Origin of the sequence: Dialister sp. (assembly GCF_036343215.1) — a bacterium.
Classification (GTDB): Bacteria; Bacillota; Negativicutes; order Veillonellales; family Dialisteraceae; genus Dialister.
In genome coordinates, this window is record NZ_JAZASU010000038.1 from 1 (window position 1) to 15682 (window position 15682).

The 15682-nt window shown below is 48.5% G+C and carries 11 protein-coding genes; 5 read left to right on the forward strand and 6 right to left on the reverse strand.

The features are described from left to right. Positions 1 to 242: 242 nt before the first annotated feature. Complete coding sequence (locus tag VZT47_RS06505; protein ID WP_330224163.1) at positions 243 to 1304, reverse strand: macro domain-containing protein; 1062 nt, start codon at positions 1302 to 1304, stop codon at positions 243 to 245. Between the two features lie 272 nt (positions 1305 to 1576). On the opposite strand from VZT47_RS06505, the gene VZT47_RS06510 reads away from it, so the two are divergent. Then, positions 1577 to 2866 carry an ATP-binding protein gene (locus VZT47_RS06510; RefSeq protein ID WP_330224164.1) on the forward strand — a complete coding sequence of 430 codons (1290 nt, stop codon included), beginning with the start codon at positions 1577 to 1579 and terminating at the stop codon, positions 2864 to 2866. Positions 2867 to 3477: 611 nt separating this feature from the next. Here VZT47_RS06510 and VZT47_RS06515 read toward each other — a convergent pair. After that, a complete protein-coding gene (locus tag VZT47_RS06515) occupies positions 3478 to 4821 on the reverse strand; it encodes an esterase-like activity of phytase family protein (RefSeq protein ID WP_330224165.1) in 1344 nt (447 codons plus the stop codon). Between the two features lie 222 nt (positions 4822 to 5043). On the opposite strand from VZT47_RS06515, the gene VZT47_RS06520 reads away from it, so the two are divergent. Further along, positions 5044 to 5796 (forward strand): HNH endonuclease, encoded by a 753-nt coding sequence (locus tag VZT47_RS06520; protein WP_330224166.1) that lies wholly within the window; start codon positions 5044 to 5046, stop codon positions 5794 to 5796. 741 nt (positions 5797 to 6537) lie between these two features. Here the strand turns inward: VZT47_RS06520 and VZT47_RS06525 are convergent. After that, complete coding sequence (locus VZT47_RS06525; RefSeq protein ID WP_330224167.1) at positions 6538 to 7377, reverse strand: DMT family transporter; 840 nt, start codon at positions 7375 to 7377, stop codon at positions 6538 to 6540. 327 nt (positions 7378 to 7704) lie between these two features. Between VZT47_RS06525 and VZT47_RS06530 the strand changes: the two genes are divergently transcribed. Beyond that, positions 7705 to 8376 (forward strand): TetR/AcrR family transcriptional regulator, encoded by a 672-nt coding sequence (locus VZT47_RS06530; RefSeq protein ID WP_330224168.1) that lies wholly within the window; start codon positions 7705 to 7707, stop codon positions 8374 to 8376. 262 nt (positions 8377 to 8638) lie between these two features. Here the strand turns inward: VZT47_RS06530 and VZT47_RS06535 are convergent, their stop codons facing one another. The 3 genes from VZT47_RS06535 to amrA all read right to left on the reverse strand — a co-directional run bounded on the left by VZT47_RS06535 (position 8639) and on the right by amrA (position 12183). Beyond that, a complete protein-coding gene (locus VZT47_RS06535; protein ID WP_330224169.1) occupies positions 8639 to 8977 on the reverse strand; it encodes a cupin domain-containing protein in 339 nt (112 codons plus the stop codon). Between the two features lie 504 nt (positions 8978 to 9481). Then, positions 9482 to 10378 carry an AmmeMemoRadiSam system radical SAM enzyme gene (amrS, locus tag VZT47_RS06540; RefSeq protein WP_330224170.1) on the reverse strand — a complete coding sequence of 299 codons (897 nt, stop codon included), beginning with the start codon at positions 10376 to 10378 and terminating at the stop codon, positions 9482 to 9484. A gap of 443 nt (positions 10379 to 10821) precedes the next feature. Then, positions 10822 to 12183: an AmmeMemoRadiSam system protein A gene (gene amrA, locus VZT47_RS06545; protein WP_330224171.1), complete on the reverse strand. Its 1362-nt coding sequence runs from the start codon at positions 12181 to 12183 to the stop codon at positions 10822 to 10824. 265 nt (positions 12184 to 12448) lie between these two features. Here amrA and larA point away from each other — a divergent pair, with 265 nt between their 5' ends. Then, positions 12449 to 13750 (forward strand): nickel-dependent lactate racemase, encoded by a 1302-nt coding sequence (gene larA / locus VZT47_RS06550; protein ID WP_330224172.1) that lies wholly within the window; start codon positions 12449 to 12451, stop codon positions 13748 to 13750. 791 nt (positions 13751 to 14541) lie between these two features. Beyond that, the gene (locus tag VZT47_RS06555) at positions 14542 to 15492 is read left to right on the forward strand and encodes a magnesium transporter CorA family protein (RefSeq protein WP_330224173.1); all 951 of its coding nucleotides are present in this window, start codon (positions 14542 to 14544) and stop codon (positions 15490 to 15492) included. The last annotated feature ends 190 nt before the right edge of the window (positions 15493 to 15682 follow it).

Here is a 15682-nt window from a genome sequence, read left to right on the forward strand (position 1 = left end):
ATTTTCATTCTGGTTTTGTGGTAAAATAGAGTTCATGGCAAGGGCCTCCTTTAGGTATTGTTTTGTCTCCAACCTAATTTTACCTAAAACGGAAGGTCCTTGCTATTCTTTTTTAGAAAAAGACCGATATTATTTAGGAAAGCACAAGATTGTTAACTGCGAAGTTTGAGCTGATAACTGATAACTTTTTAAATTCAAGTTCATCCGGCTTTATTTGCCTGAAAGCTTTTAAATCCGGGAGATTACGCCCCTCCCAGCTGCTGCTGGTCATAGGCGAGAAGCGCATCATTGATCCTGTAAATATCGTAAACCCTTCGGGAGAGGAAATACCGCACGATGACATCCATCATCTGGCTTTTTGACAAACTGTAGCCTGCGTACTCCAGAAGCGCTTCCGTTTCTGCCGTAGTGAGCCTCAGACCTACGGCCAGGGCCAGGATGGTTTTCTTTTTCGGCACATACTTCGGATTCCGGATTTTTGAGAAAAGGCGGCGGTCGATATTGGCCGCTTTATATACTTCCGGATCCGTCATGCCTTTTTCATCGATGAGATTGGTGAGAGCTTTGGAAAACGGGATATCCAGCTCAAAGGGAAGATTTCCTGTCCTATCCTTTGGCGAAAGGAAACAGGATTTCCTCCGAAGCGGTGGCAGACTCCGGGGAGAAGACAGATCATCCACGGAACGGAGCAGCTCTTTTTCCGAAAGCGACCCGGATGCTTCCATTTCCTCACAGGCTTCGATGGCTTCCGATTCCAATTCTTCCATTTTCCCATCGGCCCGGGTCAGCATACCATTGGCAATCAGCCGCTGGATGCTGGGGAGACGGCGAAGCCGGGGTTTGGAAAGGAGCGTCAGGTACACCGTCATATCGAAGCTTGTTTCCTTCAGGAAATCAATGATCGTCTTCCGCGCGATTTCCCGGGCCTCTTTTTCCGGATATCCGTAAGCGCCGGCAGAAATCAGAGGAAATGCGATGGACTCCAGTTTCTTTTCCTCCGCCAGTTTCAGGGCAGAAGTATAACAGGAAGCAAGGAGCTCCGCATCCCGCTTTGCTCCTGTATACAGAGGTCCCGGCGTATGGATGACATATCTGGCCGGAAGTCTGAACCCCGGAGTGATGACTGCCTCTCCGGTAGGAACAGGAGAAACTTTCCCGCAGGCCCGGGTCATATCCTCGATCCCGGCAGCGCGGAAAATCGCCCCGCAGGCTCCCCCGCCAAAAGCCAGCTCATTATTGGCCGCATTCACAATGGCATCCACTTTCATGGTAGTAATATCTTTTACAATCGTAAAAAATGGCATGGAATCCCCTCCTTGTCCGTATTTCCTATATTATAGCATGAAGGAAAGACAGGAGATGTCGCATGCAAAGGGACTTTGGAAATAGATCTCAGCCGTTAGCAGTTAGCCGTTAGCCGTTAGTCGTTAGCTGTCAGCTTTCTATGAAGCAGGACCGTTTTTCTCTGCTCAGGGCCCCTGTTTTTTTAATCTGAAGCAATTATATCTGCAAAAAAGTGGACAAAGCCACTTTTTTGCAGATATAATACAGGAAATGATTTGATCAGGAGGTCCATATGGAAATCGAAAGACCACAGTATTTACAGAAACTGATCCGAAAGCAGTTTAACGGGAAGGTAAAAATCATTACCGGTATCCGGCGCTGCGGGAAATCCTATCTGCTTTTCCATCTTTTCAAGAATCATCTCCTTCAGTCGGGCGTGAAACAGGAGCAGATCATCGAAATCGCGCTGGATGAACTGGACAATACTCCCTATAGAAACCCTTTCAAACTGGACCGGTTCATCCGGGACCGCATGGTTTCCCCTGCCGTTAAATACTACGCCTTCATCGATGAAATCCAGTTTTCTTCTGCCATGAAGAATCCCTATACGGAAGAGGGAGAAAAAATCACCTTTGTCGATGCCCTTCTGGGACTCATGAAGCTGCCAAACCTGGATATTTACGTCACCGGCAGCAATTCCAGAATGCTTTCCAGTGATATCCTCACCCAGTTTCGTGACCGGGGCGATGAAATCCATATGAATCCCCTTTCCTTTGCCGAATTTTATGCCGCTGTGCCGGACAAAATTCATGCCTTTCGGGATTATTCCATCTTTGGAGGCATGCCCTATCTTCTGGAGCTTTCAGAACCGGAAGAAAAAATCAACTATTTGAAAACTCTGTTCACAGAGACCTATCTTCGGGACATCATTGAACGCAACCATCTGAAAAACTCTTCTGAAATTCTGGAAATCCTTCTCGACTTTATCTCTTCCGCTATCGGTTCTCTCACAAATACAGCAAAGTTGGAAAGTCGATTTCAATCAGAAAAACATATTTCCATCTCCCACACCACCCTTGCCCAGTACCTCACCTGGTTTGAGGAAGCCTATCTCATCAGCGGGGCCAAACGGTATGACATAAAAGGCTCCCGCTATTTCTCCACGCCCATGAAATACTACTTCACTGACATCGGTCTCCGGAATGCCAGACTGAACTTCCGCCAGGTGGAGCAGACCCATACTATGGAAAATATGATTTACAATGATCTCATCAGCCGCGGTTACAGCGTAGATGTGGGAGTGGTTCCTGTTCGAAGAAAAGAAGGAGACCGCCGGGTGAGCAGCCAGCTGGAAATCGATTTCATCGTCAACCGGGGAACCAGCCGATGCTATATCCAGTCGGCTCTGCGGGTGGACAGCAAAGAAAAACAGGCGCAAGAGACAGCCTCCCTCCGGGAAGTAAAAGACTCCTTCCGCAAAATCGTGGTTCTTGGCGATGATATCATTCCCTGGCACGATGAAAACGGTATCTACTATGTGGGAATTCAGGACTTCCTCCTCAAAGGACTGGAAGAAATATGATTTACATCTACAAAAAAGTGGACAACGCCACTTTTTTGTAGATGTAATCCCTGCCCCGCCGGCAGGGATTTTATTCTGACAGTAAAAGTTATGCGGCTGCCGAGCAGCTCCAAAAGAGCCGAGAAGATGTACTATCGTACAAGTCGAACAGGCACGCCAAAGACAATATCAAAATGGCGGCGCCCACAAATTTGCGCCGCACCGCCCCGACAATCCTGAAATGAACCCCGAGATTCCTGATACTCCCGATTCAAATGCCATTCCATCCTGAATTACCCATACAAAAATGAGCGCCAATATAACTTCAAGGCGCCCGCCTTCACGGACCACGGACCACGGATCACGAACCACGATCAGCACCAATGACCCTATCCATATCCCCATATAAAAAGGTGGGCTTCATCAATTTGATGCCCGCCACCTTCCCGATATCCCCGACAATCCCGATACTCCCGACACCCCCAAAACAAAAGTCATTTCACCTAAAAAAGCACATACAAAATGGGCACCTATATTTTCAAGGCGCCCACTTTCACGAAGAACGAACAACGAATCACGAAGAACGATCGCCCCAAATGACTCTATCCGTCAGAAGTGAATGATTTCTCTAATCACAGCTTCTCATCCAGCGTGAAGAACCAAATTTCATTATGCCGGTCCACGGGATCATTTTCCTTAAGTCCCAGCCGTACATTCCTGTGGACTTTGCCGTCTTTATAGATATATACCTTTTTGTCTGCATCGTAGGTATAGTCTTCCACATCTGTTTTCGGAACGGAGGGATCCATGACGTCTATGGAAATACCAAAGTCATTATCGTTCACTACGGCAATGGTCTTCCGGTCCGGGAGGAGGGTGAGGCCTTCGGCTTTTTCCAGTTTCCAGCCCGCTTTCCTCATGTCCAGGACCAGTTTCTTGGAAACCGGTTTTACATTCGGAAGGGTTCCCAGTTCGAGACGTCCATCATCAGGGATTTCCGTGGCTCCGGTGAGGTCGATTTCGTAAATCAGGTTCTGCATTTTCTTATTCTGCTTCCCCTGCTCGATGATGAGGAATTTATGATTTCCAAGGGGAGCGATATCGCCCAGCTTGGCCTTGCCGAAATCTTTATAGCCCCCGTCTACCTGATAAGCGTACATGGTCGTTTTTCCCGTTTCCGGATCGATGGTGAAAATGCGGCAGTACGGGCTTGTCTTCTTCGTTTTCTTTTCCACGTCCAGAGGAGACTGGACAAAGCCCACGAGAAGTCCGTTTTCATCGATGGTCAGGCCTTCGCTGCCCCGGTTCGGCACGCGGGAGGCCAGAATGGATGGAAGGCCGTTTCCCGGAGCCAGTTTCCGGATGATGCGCCCTGCCCGGTCTGCTTCGACGACAAATGGTCCATATTCATCGGAAATCCAGAAATGACCGATCCGGTCCACGGCAATGCCTTCCGTATCGAGACCATTGGGGTCCGTGCCCAGGTCTTTCAGGTTGAAATCAAAAGCCGTTTCCTTCGTGGAACCGACGGAACCCTTCGGGATGGCTTTTCCTGTAATTTTCTTTCCGTTAACCGTAAGGGGGATGGAATCGGTAATCACGGCTTTCGATAAATCCGCACTCACATGGAGGATGCCGATATTTGGATTGAAAGAGGGGGCCGGGAAAATTTTCCCCGATTTCTTCTTGTCCCCTTTGACATACTTCGGGATATCCCCGTTCGGTCCGCGGTCCGTGATGGTATAGAAATCCATGGACCCGTCTTCATTGACACTTTTCAGCGTCAGGGCTGAACCATAACCGGGGTACAGTTTGTGATGAAATATTTCTTCCTTCCCTGCGTAGGGGATGGGAAAAGCGCCCGTATCCACGATGGCATGGCGCACTTCGATCACATTGGCGGCATCTGTGAATGAAATCGGCGAGAGGCAGAGGACTGCAAGAAAGGCAGCTGAGAGTTTTCCGGAAATAGACATGGCGACCTCCTTCAAAATGATGATTTGCTCTCAGTATAGCCTGCCATCGTCAGTTTGCATTCAAAAAGGCGTCTCCATTCCGTAAAATTTCTCAATACTTTTCCAATATCATTTTTGAAATAAATGATTTTCCCCAGCTGAAAGAGAATTGAATTTCCTGTACAATAAGGAAAAGCGGGTCCTTATTTCATGGTCCCGCATCCTTTCCGAAAGGAGACCGACATGAAACGAAAAAAGCTGAAAGTAACAAGGACACAATTGAAGGAGTACCAGGGCTACCTGAAATCCCCCTTATGGGCCAGAATCAGGAAATCCATCCTGGAGCGTGACAACCGCCAGTGTCAGCTCTGTGGAAGCCGGGAAAATCCTGAAGTCCATCACATCAGATATCCAAAGAATTTCGAGTTTGGAACCGAACCGGGTGAGGATCTCATCACTCTCTGTCACAATTGCCATCGGAAAGTCCATGATAAAAACGATCCGGACAGGAAATATCTGATTGCCGTGCTTAAGGCCCGCCGCCATTACATGCGTCATATGGCTGAAAAAGGGAAGAAAATGGCTGAAGTTGAGATTGACCCCGATCAGAAGAAGAAAATATGGCTTCAGCAGACCTTTCAGATTGCCGGCGTCATCCGTCGGAGTGACATCATTTTCCAGCCCAATGGAAATGGAAAAAAGGCTTCCGTCACCGGCATGATTACCACGAAAGAACAGCTTGACCAGATTGAAAATGAATATTTTGCCACCCATCCCCAGGCCGACCGACGGATTGGATGGGACCGGGAAGAAGTGGAACATGAACTGGAACTCGCCCATCGTGCTTTCATCCTGCGTCTGATTTACCTTAAAGGCAGAACCCCCGACGCCGCAGCCAGACAAGTCCACGTCGAAGAATCAGTAGTCAAAAATATCATTGAAAAGCAGAATGAACCCATTCCCATCAAACCCCTCACCCATTTCTTCCATATCTGAATCTTTCAGTTTTAAATCAAAAGAGACTCCTATCCGTAAAAAGGAGTCTCTTTTATTGTTCCATTTCAAAGAATTGGTGCTGATTCATACAGAGCATACATAAGTCTGACTGACGAAACATTCCAGGGAAATATAAGACGATTAGAAAACAAGCAGGCCCTCCCCGGCAGGGCTCCGGCGCAGCGGGGAGGACGAACTGCCCATTGTCAGATAATCAAATCGCGGAAAATTGTCCAGCGTCCCCCTACGGGGGAAGCTCCCGCAAAGCGGGTGAAGGGGGCTGCATATCATAAGAATGACAACCGACAAAAACGCCCCAGGCATTACGTAATAATGAAACCACCGGGAAATGGGAACTTTTATGGAAAAATCAAAATTGTGGCGCCCACGAATTTGCGCCGCACCACCTGGGCAGCCCCGATAACCCCGACATCCCCGAAACAAAAGTCATTTCATCCTAAATTTCCCATATAAAATAGGAGCCCATACGATTTTCAGGCGCCCACCTTCACGGACCACGGACCACGGACCATGATCAGCACAAATGACCCTATCCATATCCCCATATAAAAAGGCGGGCTTCATAATTTTTATGCCCGCCACCTTCCCGACAGCCCCGACAATCCCGACCTTCCCGACATCCCCGAAACAAAAGCCATTCCATCTTAAATTTCCCATACAAAAAGGGCGCCCATACGATTTCAAGGCGCCCACCGACCCGCAGTCCGAAATCCGAAATTCTCACGCCCGGTTCAGCCGGCTGTCCATAAAGATTCCGCAGAGAATGATGGCAAATCCGGCAAGTACTTCCGGATTCGGATACAGTCCCAGGAAAAGGGCCACCCAGAGGGGCCCCAGAATCATTTCCCAAAGGGCCAGGACCGACGCTTTCCGGGCGGAAATCCGCTGGATGCCCAGATTGAAGAAGCCATAGCCTCCTGCCACCTGGACAGTTCCCAGAATCAGCATAATCACCCAGTCCTGCCCGGTCATCAGAGGAAGACCTTCACGGACAGATGGAACGAGGACAAAAAGAAGGCCCGCAATGAAAATATTTCCCAAAGCCGTGAGGCCCAGGGCATTTTCCGAAGTGGCCCGGGAGGAAGCGATACTCATGCCGGCAAAGAAAATTCCTTCCGTGAGAGCAATCATATTTCCTTCCGTATCCGAATCCCCGCTTCCGCCGGAACCCATAAAGAAAAGGACCCCCGCCATAATGACCGCAATGGGCAGAAATAGATGGGAATTGAAATGTTTCGTGTGAAACGTCACCAGGAGGAAAAGCCAGATGGAAGCGGTATACTGCATTCCTACCGCTATAGCCGCACTGGTCATGGTGAGGGAAATAATCACCGAAAGGCAGAGTCCCAGATAGCATACGCAGTAAAGAGCCAGCCACCCGTTCCAGTGAATTTTCTTCGGCCGGAGAAATGGCAGAAGGACCATCGATGCGATGAGAGACCGGAGGGCGCAGATGAGAATGGGGTCCAGGGTCAGGGATTTCACAAAAGGAGAATTCAGACTCCAGCAGATGGCCCCCAGAAGGACGAGAAAGGAACCGGAGATTTTTGGTAATTTCATCTGCTTCACCTCCGTCAAAATACTTTTGAGAAAAGGAATTGGGGATTGGGGATTGGGGATTGGGGGTTAGGGATTAGGGAAGGTGGCGCACATCAGAATTTGATGGTGCGCCTTTTTGTAAAAAATGCTCTCACCAGACAGGAACTAACCACTAACGGCTAACCGCTAAAGGCTGACTGCTAAGCTCTGTTTCAATTTTTCATTTTTTCAATCGAGATTATTTTATACTCGCGATTATTATATAATCATGATTATTTTTTATTTGCCCCCATTATAAGTTGTATAATAAAGAAAGTCAATCATCATGATTAGAAACAGGAGGATTTCATGGGAACGGAGACGAAGGAAGAAAAACTCACCATCCGGCAGCGGCGGATCATGGCTTTCTTTGTGGAGGCTACGGAAAAAATCCTGAAAGAAGACGGCCTTGCGGGAGCCAGCATCCGTCGCATTGCCTCGGAAGCGGGCTATAACAGCGCCACGCTCTACAATTATTTCCCGGATCTGGAAAACCTCATCCTCTATGGCTCCGTAGGGTATCTGTGCGAATACAATCTGCTCCTGGGGAAATCCCTCAAACCCTCCATGAATGCAAAAGAGCGGTACGAAACGGTGTACCGCTGCTTCAATCATTTTGCTTTCCGGGACCCGGAAATTTTCTACAATATGTTCTTCGGCCGATACAGTGAAGAACTGCCCGACGTCATCCGGACCTACTACATGGAGCTTTTTCCGGATGAACTGGAAGGCCTTCCCGAAGACATGCAGCACATGGTGATCCGGGGAACTCTCTCCGACCGGGACCGGATCGTCATGGAAAGTCTGGTGAAAGAAGGATTCGTGGCCAGAGAAAAAGCCGAACCCACCCTCTCCATCATCGTAGCCCTCCACGAAAGCTTCATCCATAAAGCCTGCCTCACAGGAAGCCGGAAAGAGCGGGAGGAACTCAATCAGAAATTTATGGAAATATTCGAATATGTGCTTGCTAACGCAAAATAGAAACTGAAATCAGATGGATTGTATTTAACAAAAAGCGGAAGTTATCAGTTATCAGTTCATAGTTATCAGTGAAGAAAGCCCGCATCCAATTGGATGGCGGGCCATTTTTATACATAAATTTCATTGAAAACGGTTAGATTTTATATAAAAAGGCCGCCTCTTCTATGTAAAGGCGGCCACCATAACTGAGAACTGATAACTAAGAACTGAGAACTCTGCCCAAAAGTCTCCCTGAACAGGGTCTGGCTTTTCGTTTCTCAGTTTACTTATAAATAATCAGTCCCATGAGGACGAGGTCTTCGTCCCCGATATTTTCGATTCCATGGAAATGGCCGCTATAGCAGTAAGCCGCATCTCCCGGGCCCATTTCGTAAGTTTTGTCATCATCCGTATAGAGTCCTTTTCCGGAGAGGATGTAGTAGCATTCTCCGTCTCCTTTATGCTGATGAACACCCATGGAGCAGCCTTTCGGGATGATCACATGAGCATAGAGCCGGCATTTGTCTCCCAGCTGCTCTTTGGAGAGAATCGGTTCGATTACGAGATGTCCTTTGCCGCCATTGGCGTGTTCCATGATGATTGGTTCCAGTTTCGGAAGCATGATATTTCCTTCTTTCTTTAATTTTTAAGTGAACCGTTGTGTTTAAAGTTATCAGTTAATAGTTAATAGTTATCAGTTGCATTGTACACAGGCGGGCGATGGGACTTTCAGCTCATGTACCCTATCCGCGGGAAATGAAACTAATTACCCATTACCTGTTTAACGCCAGCCTGCGTGACAGGTTTTCCATACTGCAGTCAGGCCACTGATTTCTGCGAACTGAGAACTAATGCTATATGTATAAAGACAAGGCTTTCTCAAGATTTCGAATCTAAGTTATCAGTTATCAGTTCATAGTTATCAGTTGCATTGTACTCAGGCGAGCGATGAAACTTTTGTTGAATTTAGTCCATCTGGTATATCCTGAAATACTATTAAAGCTCTTAGACCAGACTGCGTGATAAGCTTTAGGAATAAAAGCGGGGCCACTGATCACTGCGAACTGAGAACTGATCACTTTTTAAAAACGGTTTTCCAAAATACGTATTTCTAACGTTCACGAATTTAGTCCTTATTCACCCACCCGTGAAGACGAAGATCACCGCCGCTTACATTTCCGATGCGTACATGACGAAGGTATTTCTTTGCCGTTTCCCCAAAGGAGACGAGGGTGGAAATATAGGTGGCTTCCCGGTCGGTCATTTTGAAATGGGGGAAGAAACGGGTGATGTGGAGAGGGATTTCGGGATCGATATCGGCAATCCATTTGACCATTTCTTCAAACTGGCACAGGTTGTCATTTTCACCGGGAATGACTAGATTTGTCAGTTCCACATGGGAAACTTTCGCACAGGTTTTGATGGTGGCAAGGACGGCATCCCGGTTTCCTCCGCAGATGGAGCTGTAAAAGGCGGGATCCCAGGCTTTGAGGTCGATATTCCAGGCGGAAATATAGGGGAGCAGGGTTTCCAGCGGTTTCGGATTGATATAACCGTTGGTAACCATGACATTGACCATTCCTGCTTCCTGAATCAGGGGTGCCGTATCGCGGATAAATTCATAGGAGAGCGTCGGTTCATTGTAAGTCCAGGCGACGCCGATATTTCCTTCGGCATAAAGGGAACGGGCGAGGCGGACGATCTGCCGGGGCGTGAAAGGTCTCATATCCGGGTCCGACTGGGAAAGTTCCCAGTTCTGACAGAAACTGCAGCAGAAATTGCAGCCTGCGCTTCCCAGGGAGAGGATCATGGAACCGGGATGGAAATAAGCCAGGGGCTTTTTCTCGATGGGGTCCAGGGCCAGGGAGCTGAAAAGACCATGGGTCACGGTTTTCAGTTCGCCGTGGTCATTTTTTCTCGTCCGGCACCAGCCCGTCCCGGAGGGAGGGATCCGGCAGCGATGGGGACAGAGTTCACAGACCGCCGTGCCATCGGATAATTTCATGTAAAATGCGCTTTCCATGATGTCTCCTTTCGTTAATATATATTGAGGGATAAAACTGTTTTGCCATTCAGGATTAAAGTTATCAGTTCATAGTTATCAGTTATCAGTTGCATTGTGCTCAGGCAGGCGAGGGAATGATTGCCCCATCCGTTCTACCCGCTTTAATTTGATGTACCAATAAGGGTTCGAATCCGGATGCGTGACAGGCCTTACGAACAAAAGTCAGGCTACTGATAACTGCGAACTAACGGCTATATATAAGGGTAAAACTTTCTCACCATTCCGTGAGTAAGTTAGCAGTTCTCAATTATCAGTGAATGCGTCCGCAGCAAACAGGGAAATGGACTTTTTCAGCATATCGGTTCCTGTCCTGTTTAAGATTCTGTGAACTGATAACTGCGAACTGATAACTGATAACTTCTCCTCTCAGCTTTTCTTACTGCTTGAGACACAGCTAACGGCTAAAAATACCTTTTCACCGTAAACCGGTACAGTTTGACCGGTTCGCTCCGGGGGATTCCTGCTTTCCGTTTGGAAATGGAAATCTGCTGAGCGACTGTATCCACGCCTTCGAGGTCCGGAAGGAGGAGCCCTCGCCGGCCTCCCCGTTCCACGATGACTCCATATTTCTTCGGGTCCAGTCCCTTTTCATCAGTCGGTTCCGGCTCCGAGAGGACGTCTACGGAAATCGTGAGATCTTCCAGTTCGTAAGATTCCAGTTCAGGAAATCTCGGGTCATCGATGGCAGCGGCTTTGGCATTATGGATGATTTCTTCGGCCAGATTATCATAGCAGGGGAGAAATGTGCCGATGCACCCGCGGAGGGCCCCGAATTCATGCAGGGAAACGAAAGCGCCATGACGTTCTTTCATTTCCGGAGGCAGATCCTTCGGCGTCTTCATGACTTTTCCCTTTTCCAGATAATACCGGATGCTTTCCCTGGCCAGGAGCACTTTCGGGTCGTGCGGCCTTTCCCCGGCGGATTCCGTTTCCGGAAGGTAAAGACACACGCCGTACCCTACGCCGAAAGGTCCTTCATGAGAAGTGACGGGCCTTTCCGCTTTCCGGTCTCCCAGGGCGCCAAAGAGGAAATACACCGACGGCAGACCGCACATGCCTATTTCATCGATAAATTCTTCAGACATGGAGGTCAGGGGTTTCAAATCCCTGCGGGTCAGGGCATCCATGACGGCATTATCGAAAACGATGCCATTGGGCGTATAGCCATTGGGCGAATTTTTCGAAAGCTTGTGGGAAAGGTCGCCGGAGGCGATGATGCCGATTTTCCGTCCCAGCTTCGAAGCCGCCCGCTCCACCACGGAACCGAGGATTTTATTCAGCTCATAATTGGAAAAACAGGGAGAAAGGAGGACCACTTTCCCTTTGAAACCGGCTTTGATGAGATAGTACAGAGGGACGAAAGTACCCCAGTCCACATAGAGGGTTTTGTTGTATTTCCGCGCTTCGGCCCGATCCACCCGGTGAAGGGGAATGACCGGAGACGCTTCTTTCACGATGGCTTCGGAAAGCATGCGGTCTATTTCCAAATCCATGGAAATATCGCTCCGTCCGAAAGCGGCAAGACTCCCGGAAATCACATCATCGATGAAAATGGCAGGAGCATCGTAAAAGCACAGATTGTGGGGCGAAATGACGACGGCGGTCTCAATGCCTTTTTCCACGATTTTCTGCATGGCTTCTTTTTCACTCGTAATGGTTTTTGCCATTTTCAGAAGCTCCCCTCCGCCGATTTCCGGAATCATAATGGGCGGATGAGGAAACAGTCCTGCTGCCAGGCAGGTGGAAATTCTTGCACGATCCATAGGAAACACATCCTTTCCTCTTTATCTTTAGTGTAGATGTTTCGCGAAAGGCTGTAAAGGGAGAATTTTTTGATAGGAAACCATTCAGAATCCGGTGCCCCGCAGGCATAGGAAATATTGATTACCCTGCTTTAGTATTGTAAATAACTATCCTGTAATCCCCCCTCCCCCCCATATTTCATAAAAGTGCTATAATAAGGGTTAACACATACAGACACCTTCATTTACCGGCCCCGCGGGCCGTATTTCCAAAGGGGGAAACATTATGGCACTGAAAGAATATGAATTTGGTTTTGGCAGGACCACCCAGAAAGTCATGCTTCCGGAAGAACACATCCTCGATGTACTCGAAGGAAATCCTGTACCGGCCTGTGATGTGGAAAAAGCAACCATCGACTGTATGAGACATCCGATCGGCGGAAAACCGCTCCAGGAAACCGTTTCCAAAGGTGACAAAGTCTGCATCATATGCGCAGATATTACCCGTACCTGGAACCATTCCAACCAGTTTGTCATTTATATCGTCAACGAACTGAACCTGGCCGGCATTCCGGATGAAGACATCTGCATCCTTTTCGCCCAGGGCACCCATCGTGAACAGACTCCGGAAGAAGATATCGTCGTAGTCGGAGAAGAAGTGGCAAAGAGAATCAAAATGTACCAGCATCATTCCCTGAACAAGGACGAACTGGTCCATGTAGGCGACACAAAACTCGGCACTCCGGTATGGCTGAATAAACATGCCGTAGAAGCCGACAAAATCATCGTAGTCGACGGAATCACCACCCACCTCTTTGCAGGCTATGGCGGCGGAAGAAAACTCATTCTTCCGGGCGTAGCCGGCGATGAAACCATTCAGATCAATCACTGCCATGCGCTGGGCGAAAAATTCGGCTCCGGCATCAATCCGAAGACCCGCTCCACCCTGCTCGATGACAACCCCGTATCCGACGATATGCAGGAAGCCTCCGACATGGTGAAACCCTGCTTCCTCGTTCACTCCGTCACCAACTCCGAAGGAAAAATCTGCCGTATGGTAGGCGGCGACCCCTATGAAGCATGGCTCGAAGGGACCAAAGAAGTCTATAAGATTCAGAAAGTTCCCTACACCGAAAAATGTGATGTATGCTTCGCCTGCGCCGGCGGCTATCCGAAAGACGTATCCCTCTATCAGGGCTGCAAATGCTATGATCCTTCCGATGTAGTTACCAAAGAAGGCGGCATCATTATCGCCATTATGGAAGCCAGCGATATCCATGAACCGCCGGCCTACCTGGGAAGCTTCAAATATGAAACCGAAGCAGACATGGAAAAAGCCCTCCGTGAACACTTCACCATCCCCTTCTTCGTAGCCTTCAATCTTTTCTGCATGACCCATCGTTACCACATCATCCTGGTCACCAGGCCGGAAAACTTCGAAGAAGTGAAGAAGACCAACCAGACCCCGGTCGGCACCGTAGCCGAAGCCTGGGAACTGGCCCAGAAGATCCTCAAAGAAGAAGGCAAAGAAGACTACACCATCACCCTCTGCCCCCACTGCGCATCCATCGTTCCCTTCAAAGACTGATTTTTGGAAATAGAAATAAAAGCTCCCTTTCGAGGGGGCTTTTTTATTGTTTCACACATTTCGAAAAACTGAATATCCATGAAAGCGGAAAAGTTATCAGTTATCAGTTCGCAGTTCTCAGAGAAGGAGGTGCCCTTCGGGCGCAATTTTTATAATTTCCCGCAGCACGATATGGCTGCCATTCGAAATGCCTCAAGACCCAAAGCCTCTAACCGAAGGCAAATCCCCCCATTCCGCTATCGGTCAAAGTCGAACTGCCTCAAAACCCTCCATGCCAGTATCGGCAGGCAATTCCCCCCATTCCGCCAACCTTTCAAGCCGATTTGCCTCTACCCCAAAGCCCAATATCGGAAGGCAATCCCCCCATTCTGCCAACCTTTCAAAGCCGAAACGCCTTTAAACCCAGGCTCAATATCCGCAGGCAATTCCCCCCATTCCGCCAACCTTTCAAAGCCGATTTGCCTCTACCCCAAAGCTCAATATCGGAAGGCAATTCCCCCCATTCCGCCAATCTTCCAAAGCCGATTTGCCTCTACCCCAAAGCTCAATATCGGAAGGCAATTCCCCCCATTCCGCTAACCTTCCAAAGCCGAATTGCCTCTATCCCCAGGCTCAATATCGGCAGGCAATCCCCCCATTCCGCCAATCTTCCAAAGCCGTATTGCCTCTACCCCCAAAGCTCAATATCGGCATGCAATTGTGCATTTCCCGCTGACAAAAAGATTTGACATAATCTCTATTTCCGACTACACTAAAAATGTACGAGCCAAAATCGAAAGGAGGGAGCGGCCATGCTGAAAGCTTACAAGCACAACGAAAATCACCTGCTCTGTGAGGTCCCGCTGGAGCAGCTGGAAAAAGGATCCTGGATCAACTGCGCCGCCCCCGACCTGAACGAACTGAAAAAGCTCAATGAGCTCACGAACATCCCCGTGGACTCCCTCCAGACCGCACTGGATAGAGAAGAAAGGTCCCACGTGGAATTGGAAGATGACTATATTTTTGTCGTAGTCAATACCCCTGTCGTATTGGAAACCGATGCCTATGATGCTTTGCCGCTTGGTATCTTCATCACCCGGCAGTACTTCATCACCGTATGCCTGGAAAAAAACATGGTCATCCAGAAATTCCTGGCCAACTCCTTCACCTCCTTCCAGACCTACAAAAAGACAAGATTCCTCTTCCAGATCCTCTCCCAGGCCTCTTCCTCCTTCCTTTTCTACCTGCAGCAAATCTACAAAAAGACCGACGTCATTGAAACCCAGGTTCGTAAATCCCTGCAGAACAAAGAACTCTTCCGCATGCTGGAACTCCAGAAATCCCTGACCTACTTCAATTTCGCCCTCCATGCCAATGAAAACGTGATGGAACGGCTCATGCGTCTCCGGAACAGTCCCCTTCACTCGCTCCTGAAAATGTATGAAGAAGACGAAGATTTGCTGGAAGACGTCATCATTGAAAACAAACAGGCATTGGAAATGGCCGAAATCTATACAAACATTCTGGCCTCCATGATGGATTCCTTCTCCTCCATCGTATCCAACCGCCTTTCCCAGATCATGAAATTTTTGACCTCCGTTACCATTATCCTGGCTATTCCCACATTGATCTTCTCCCTCTGGGGAATCAACGTCCCCGTCCCCTGGCAGGAAGCAGCCATCGGATTCTGGGCAGTCATCGGAATCGGAATTCTCGCAACCCTCATCGTATCCTTCGTACTGTATAAGAAAGATATGCTTTGAAATAAAGAAATATCCATCTGTGGTGAAAAGTGATCAGTTCTCAGTGAATGTGGGGCTGTACAATAATTACACAATATGTGGAAATACCGGAAGTGATAAAGTTATCAGTTATCAGTTCATAGTAATCAGTGCAGGAGGCCCGCATCAAACTGGATGGCGGGCCATTTTTATACACAATTCTCCTGGAGAA

What these genes read in the sequence shown, in the direction of transcription:
- VZT47_RS06510 (WP_330224164.1), top strand. Translation starts at nt 1,577, where the DNA reads ATGGAAATCGAAAGACCACAGTATTTACAGAAACTGATCCGAAAGCAG.
- VZT47_RS06520 (WP_330224166.1), top strand. Translation starts at nt 5,044, where the DNA reads ATGAAACGAAAAAAGCTGAAAGTAACAAGGACACAATTGAAGGAGTAC.
- amrS (WP_330224170.1), bottom strand. Translation starts at nt 10,378, where the DNA reads ATGGAAAGCGCATTTTACATGAAATTATCCGATGGCACGGCGGTCTGT.
- larA (WP_330224172.1), top strand. Translation starts at nt 12,449, where the DNA reads ATGGCACTGAAAGAATATGAATTTGGTTTTGGCAGGACCACCCAGAAA.
- amrA (WP_330224171.1), bottom strand. Translation starts at nt 12,183, where the DNA reads ATGGATCGTGCAAGAATTTCCACCTGCCTGGCAGCAGGACTGTTTCCT.
- VZT47_RS06515 (WP_330224165.1), bottom strand. Translation starts at nt 4,821, where the DNA reads ATGTCTATTTCCGGAAAACTCTCAGCTGCCTTTCTTGCAGTCCTCTGC.
- VZT47_RS06525 (WP_330224167.1), bottom strand. Translation starts at nt 7,377, where the DNA reads ATGAAATTACCAAAAATCTCCGGTTCCTTTCTCGTCCTTCTGGGGGCC.
- VZT47_RS06530 (WP_330224168.1), top strand. Translation starts at nt 7,705, where the DNA reads ATGGGAACGGAGACGAAGGAAGAAAAACTCACCATCCGGCAGCGGCGG.
- VZT47_RS06505 (WP_330224163.1), bottom strand. Translation starts at nt 1,304, where the DNA reads ATGCCATTTTTTACGATTGTAAAAGATATTACTACCATGAAAGTGGAT.
- VZT47_RS06535 (WP_330224169.1), bottom strand. Translation starts at nt 8,977, where the DNA reads ATGCTTCCGAAACTGGAACCAATCATCATGGAACACGCCAATGGCGGC.
- VZT47_RS06555 (WP_330224173.1), top strand. Translation starts at nt 14,542, where the DNA reads ATGCTGAAAGCTTACAAGCACAACGAAAATCACCTGCTCTGTGAGGTC.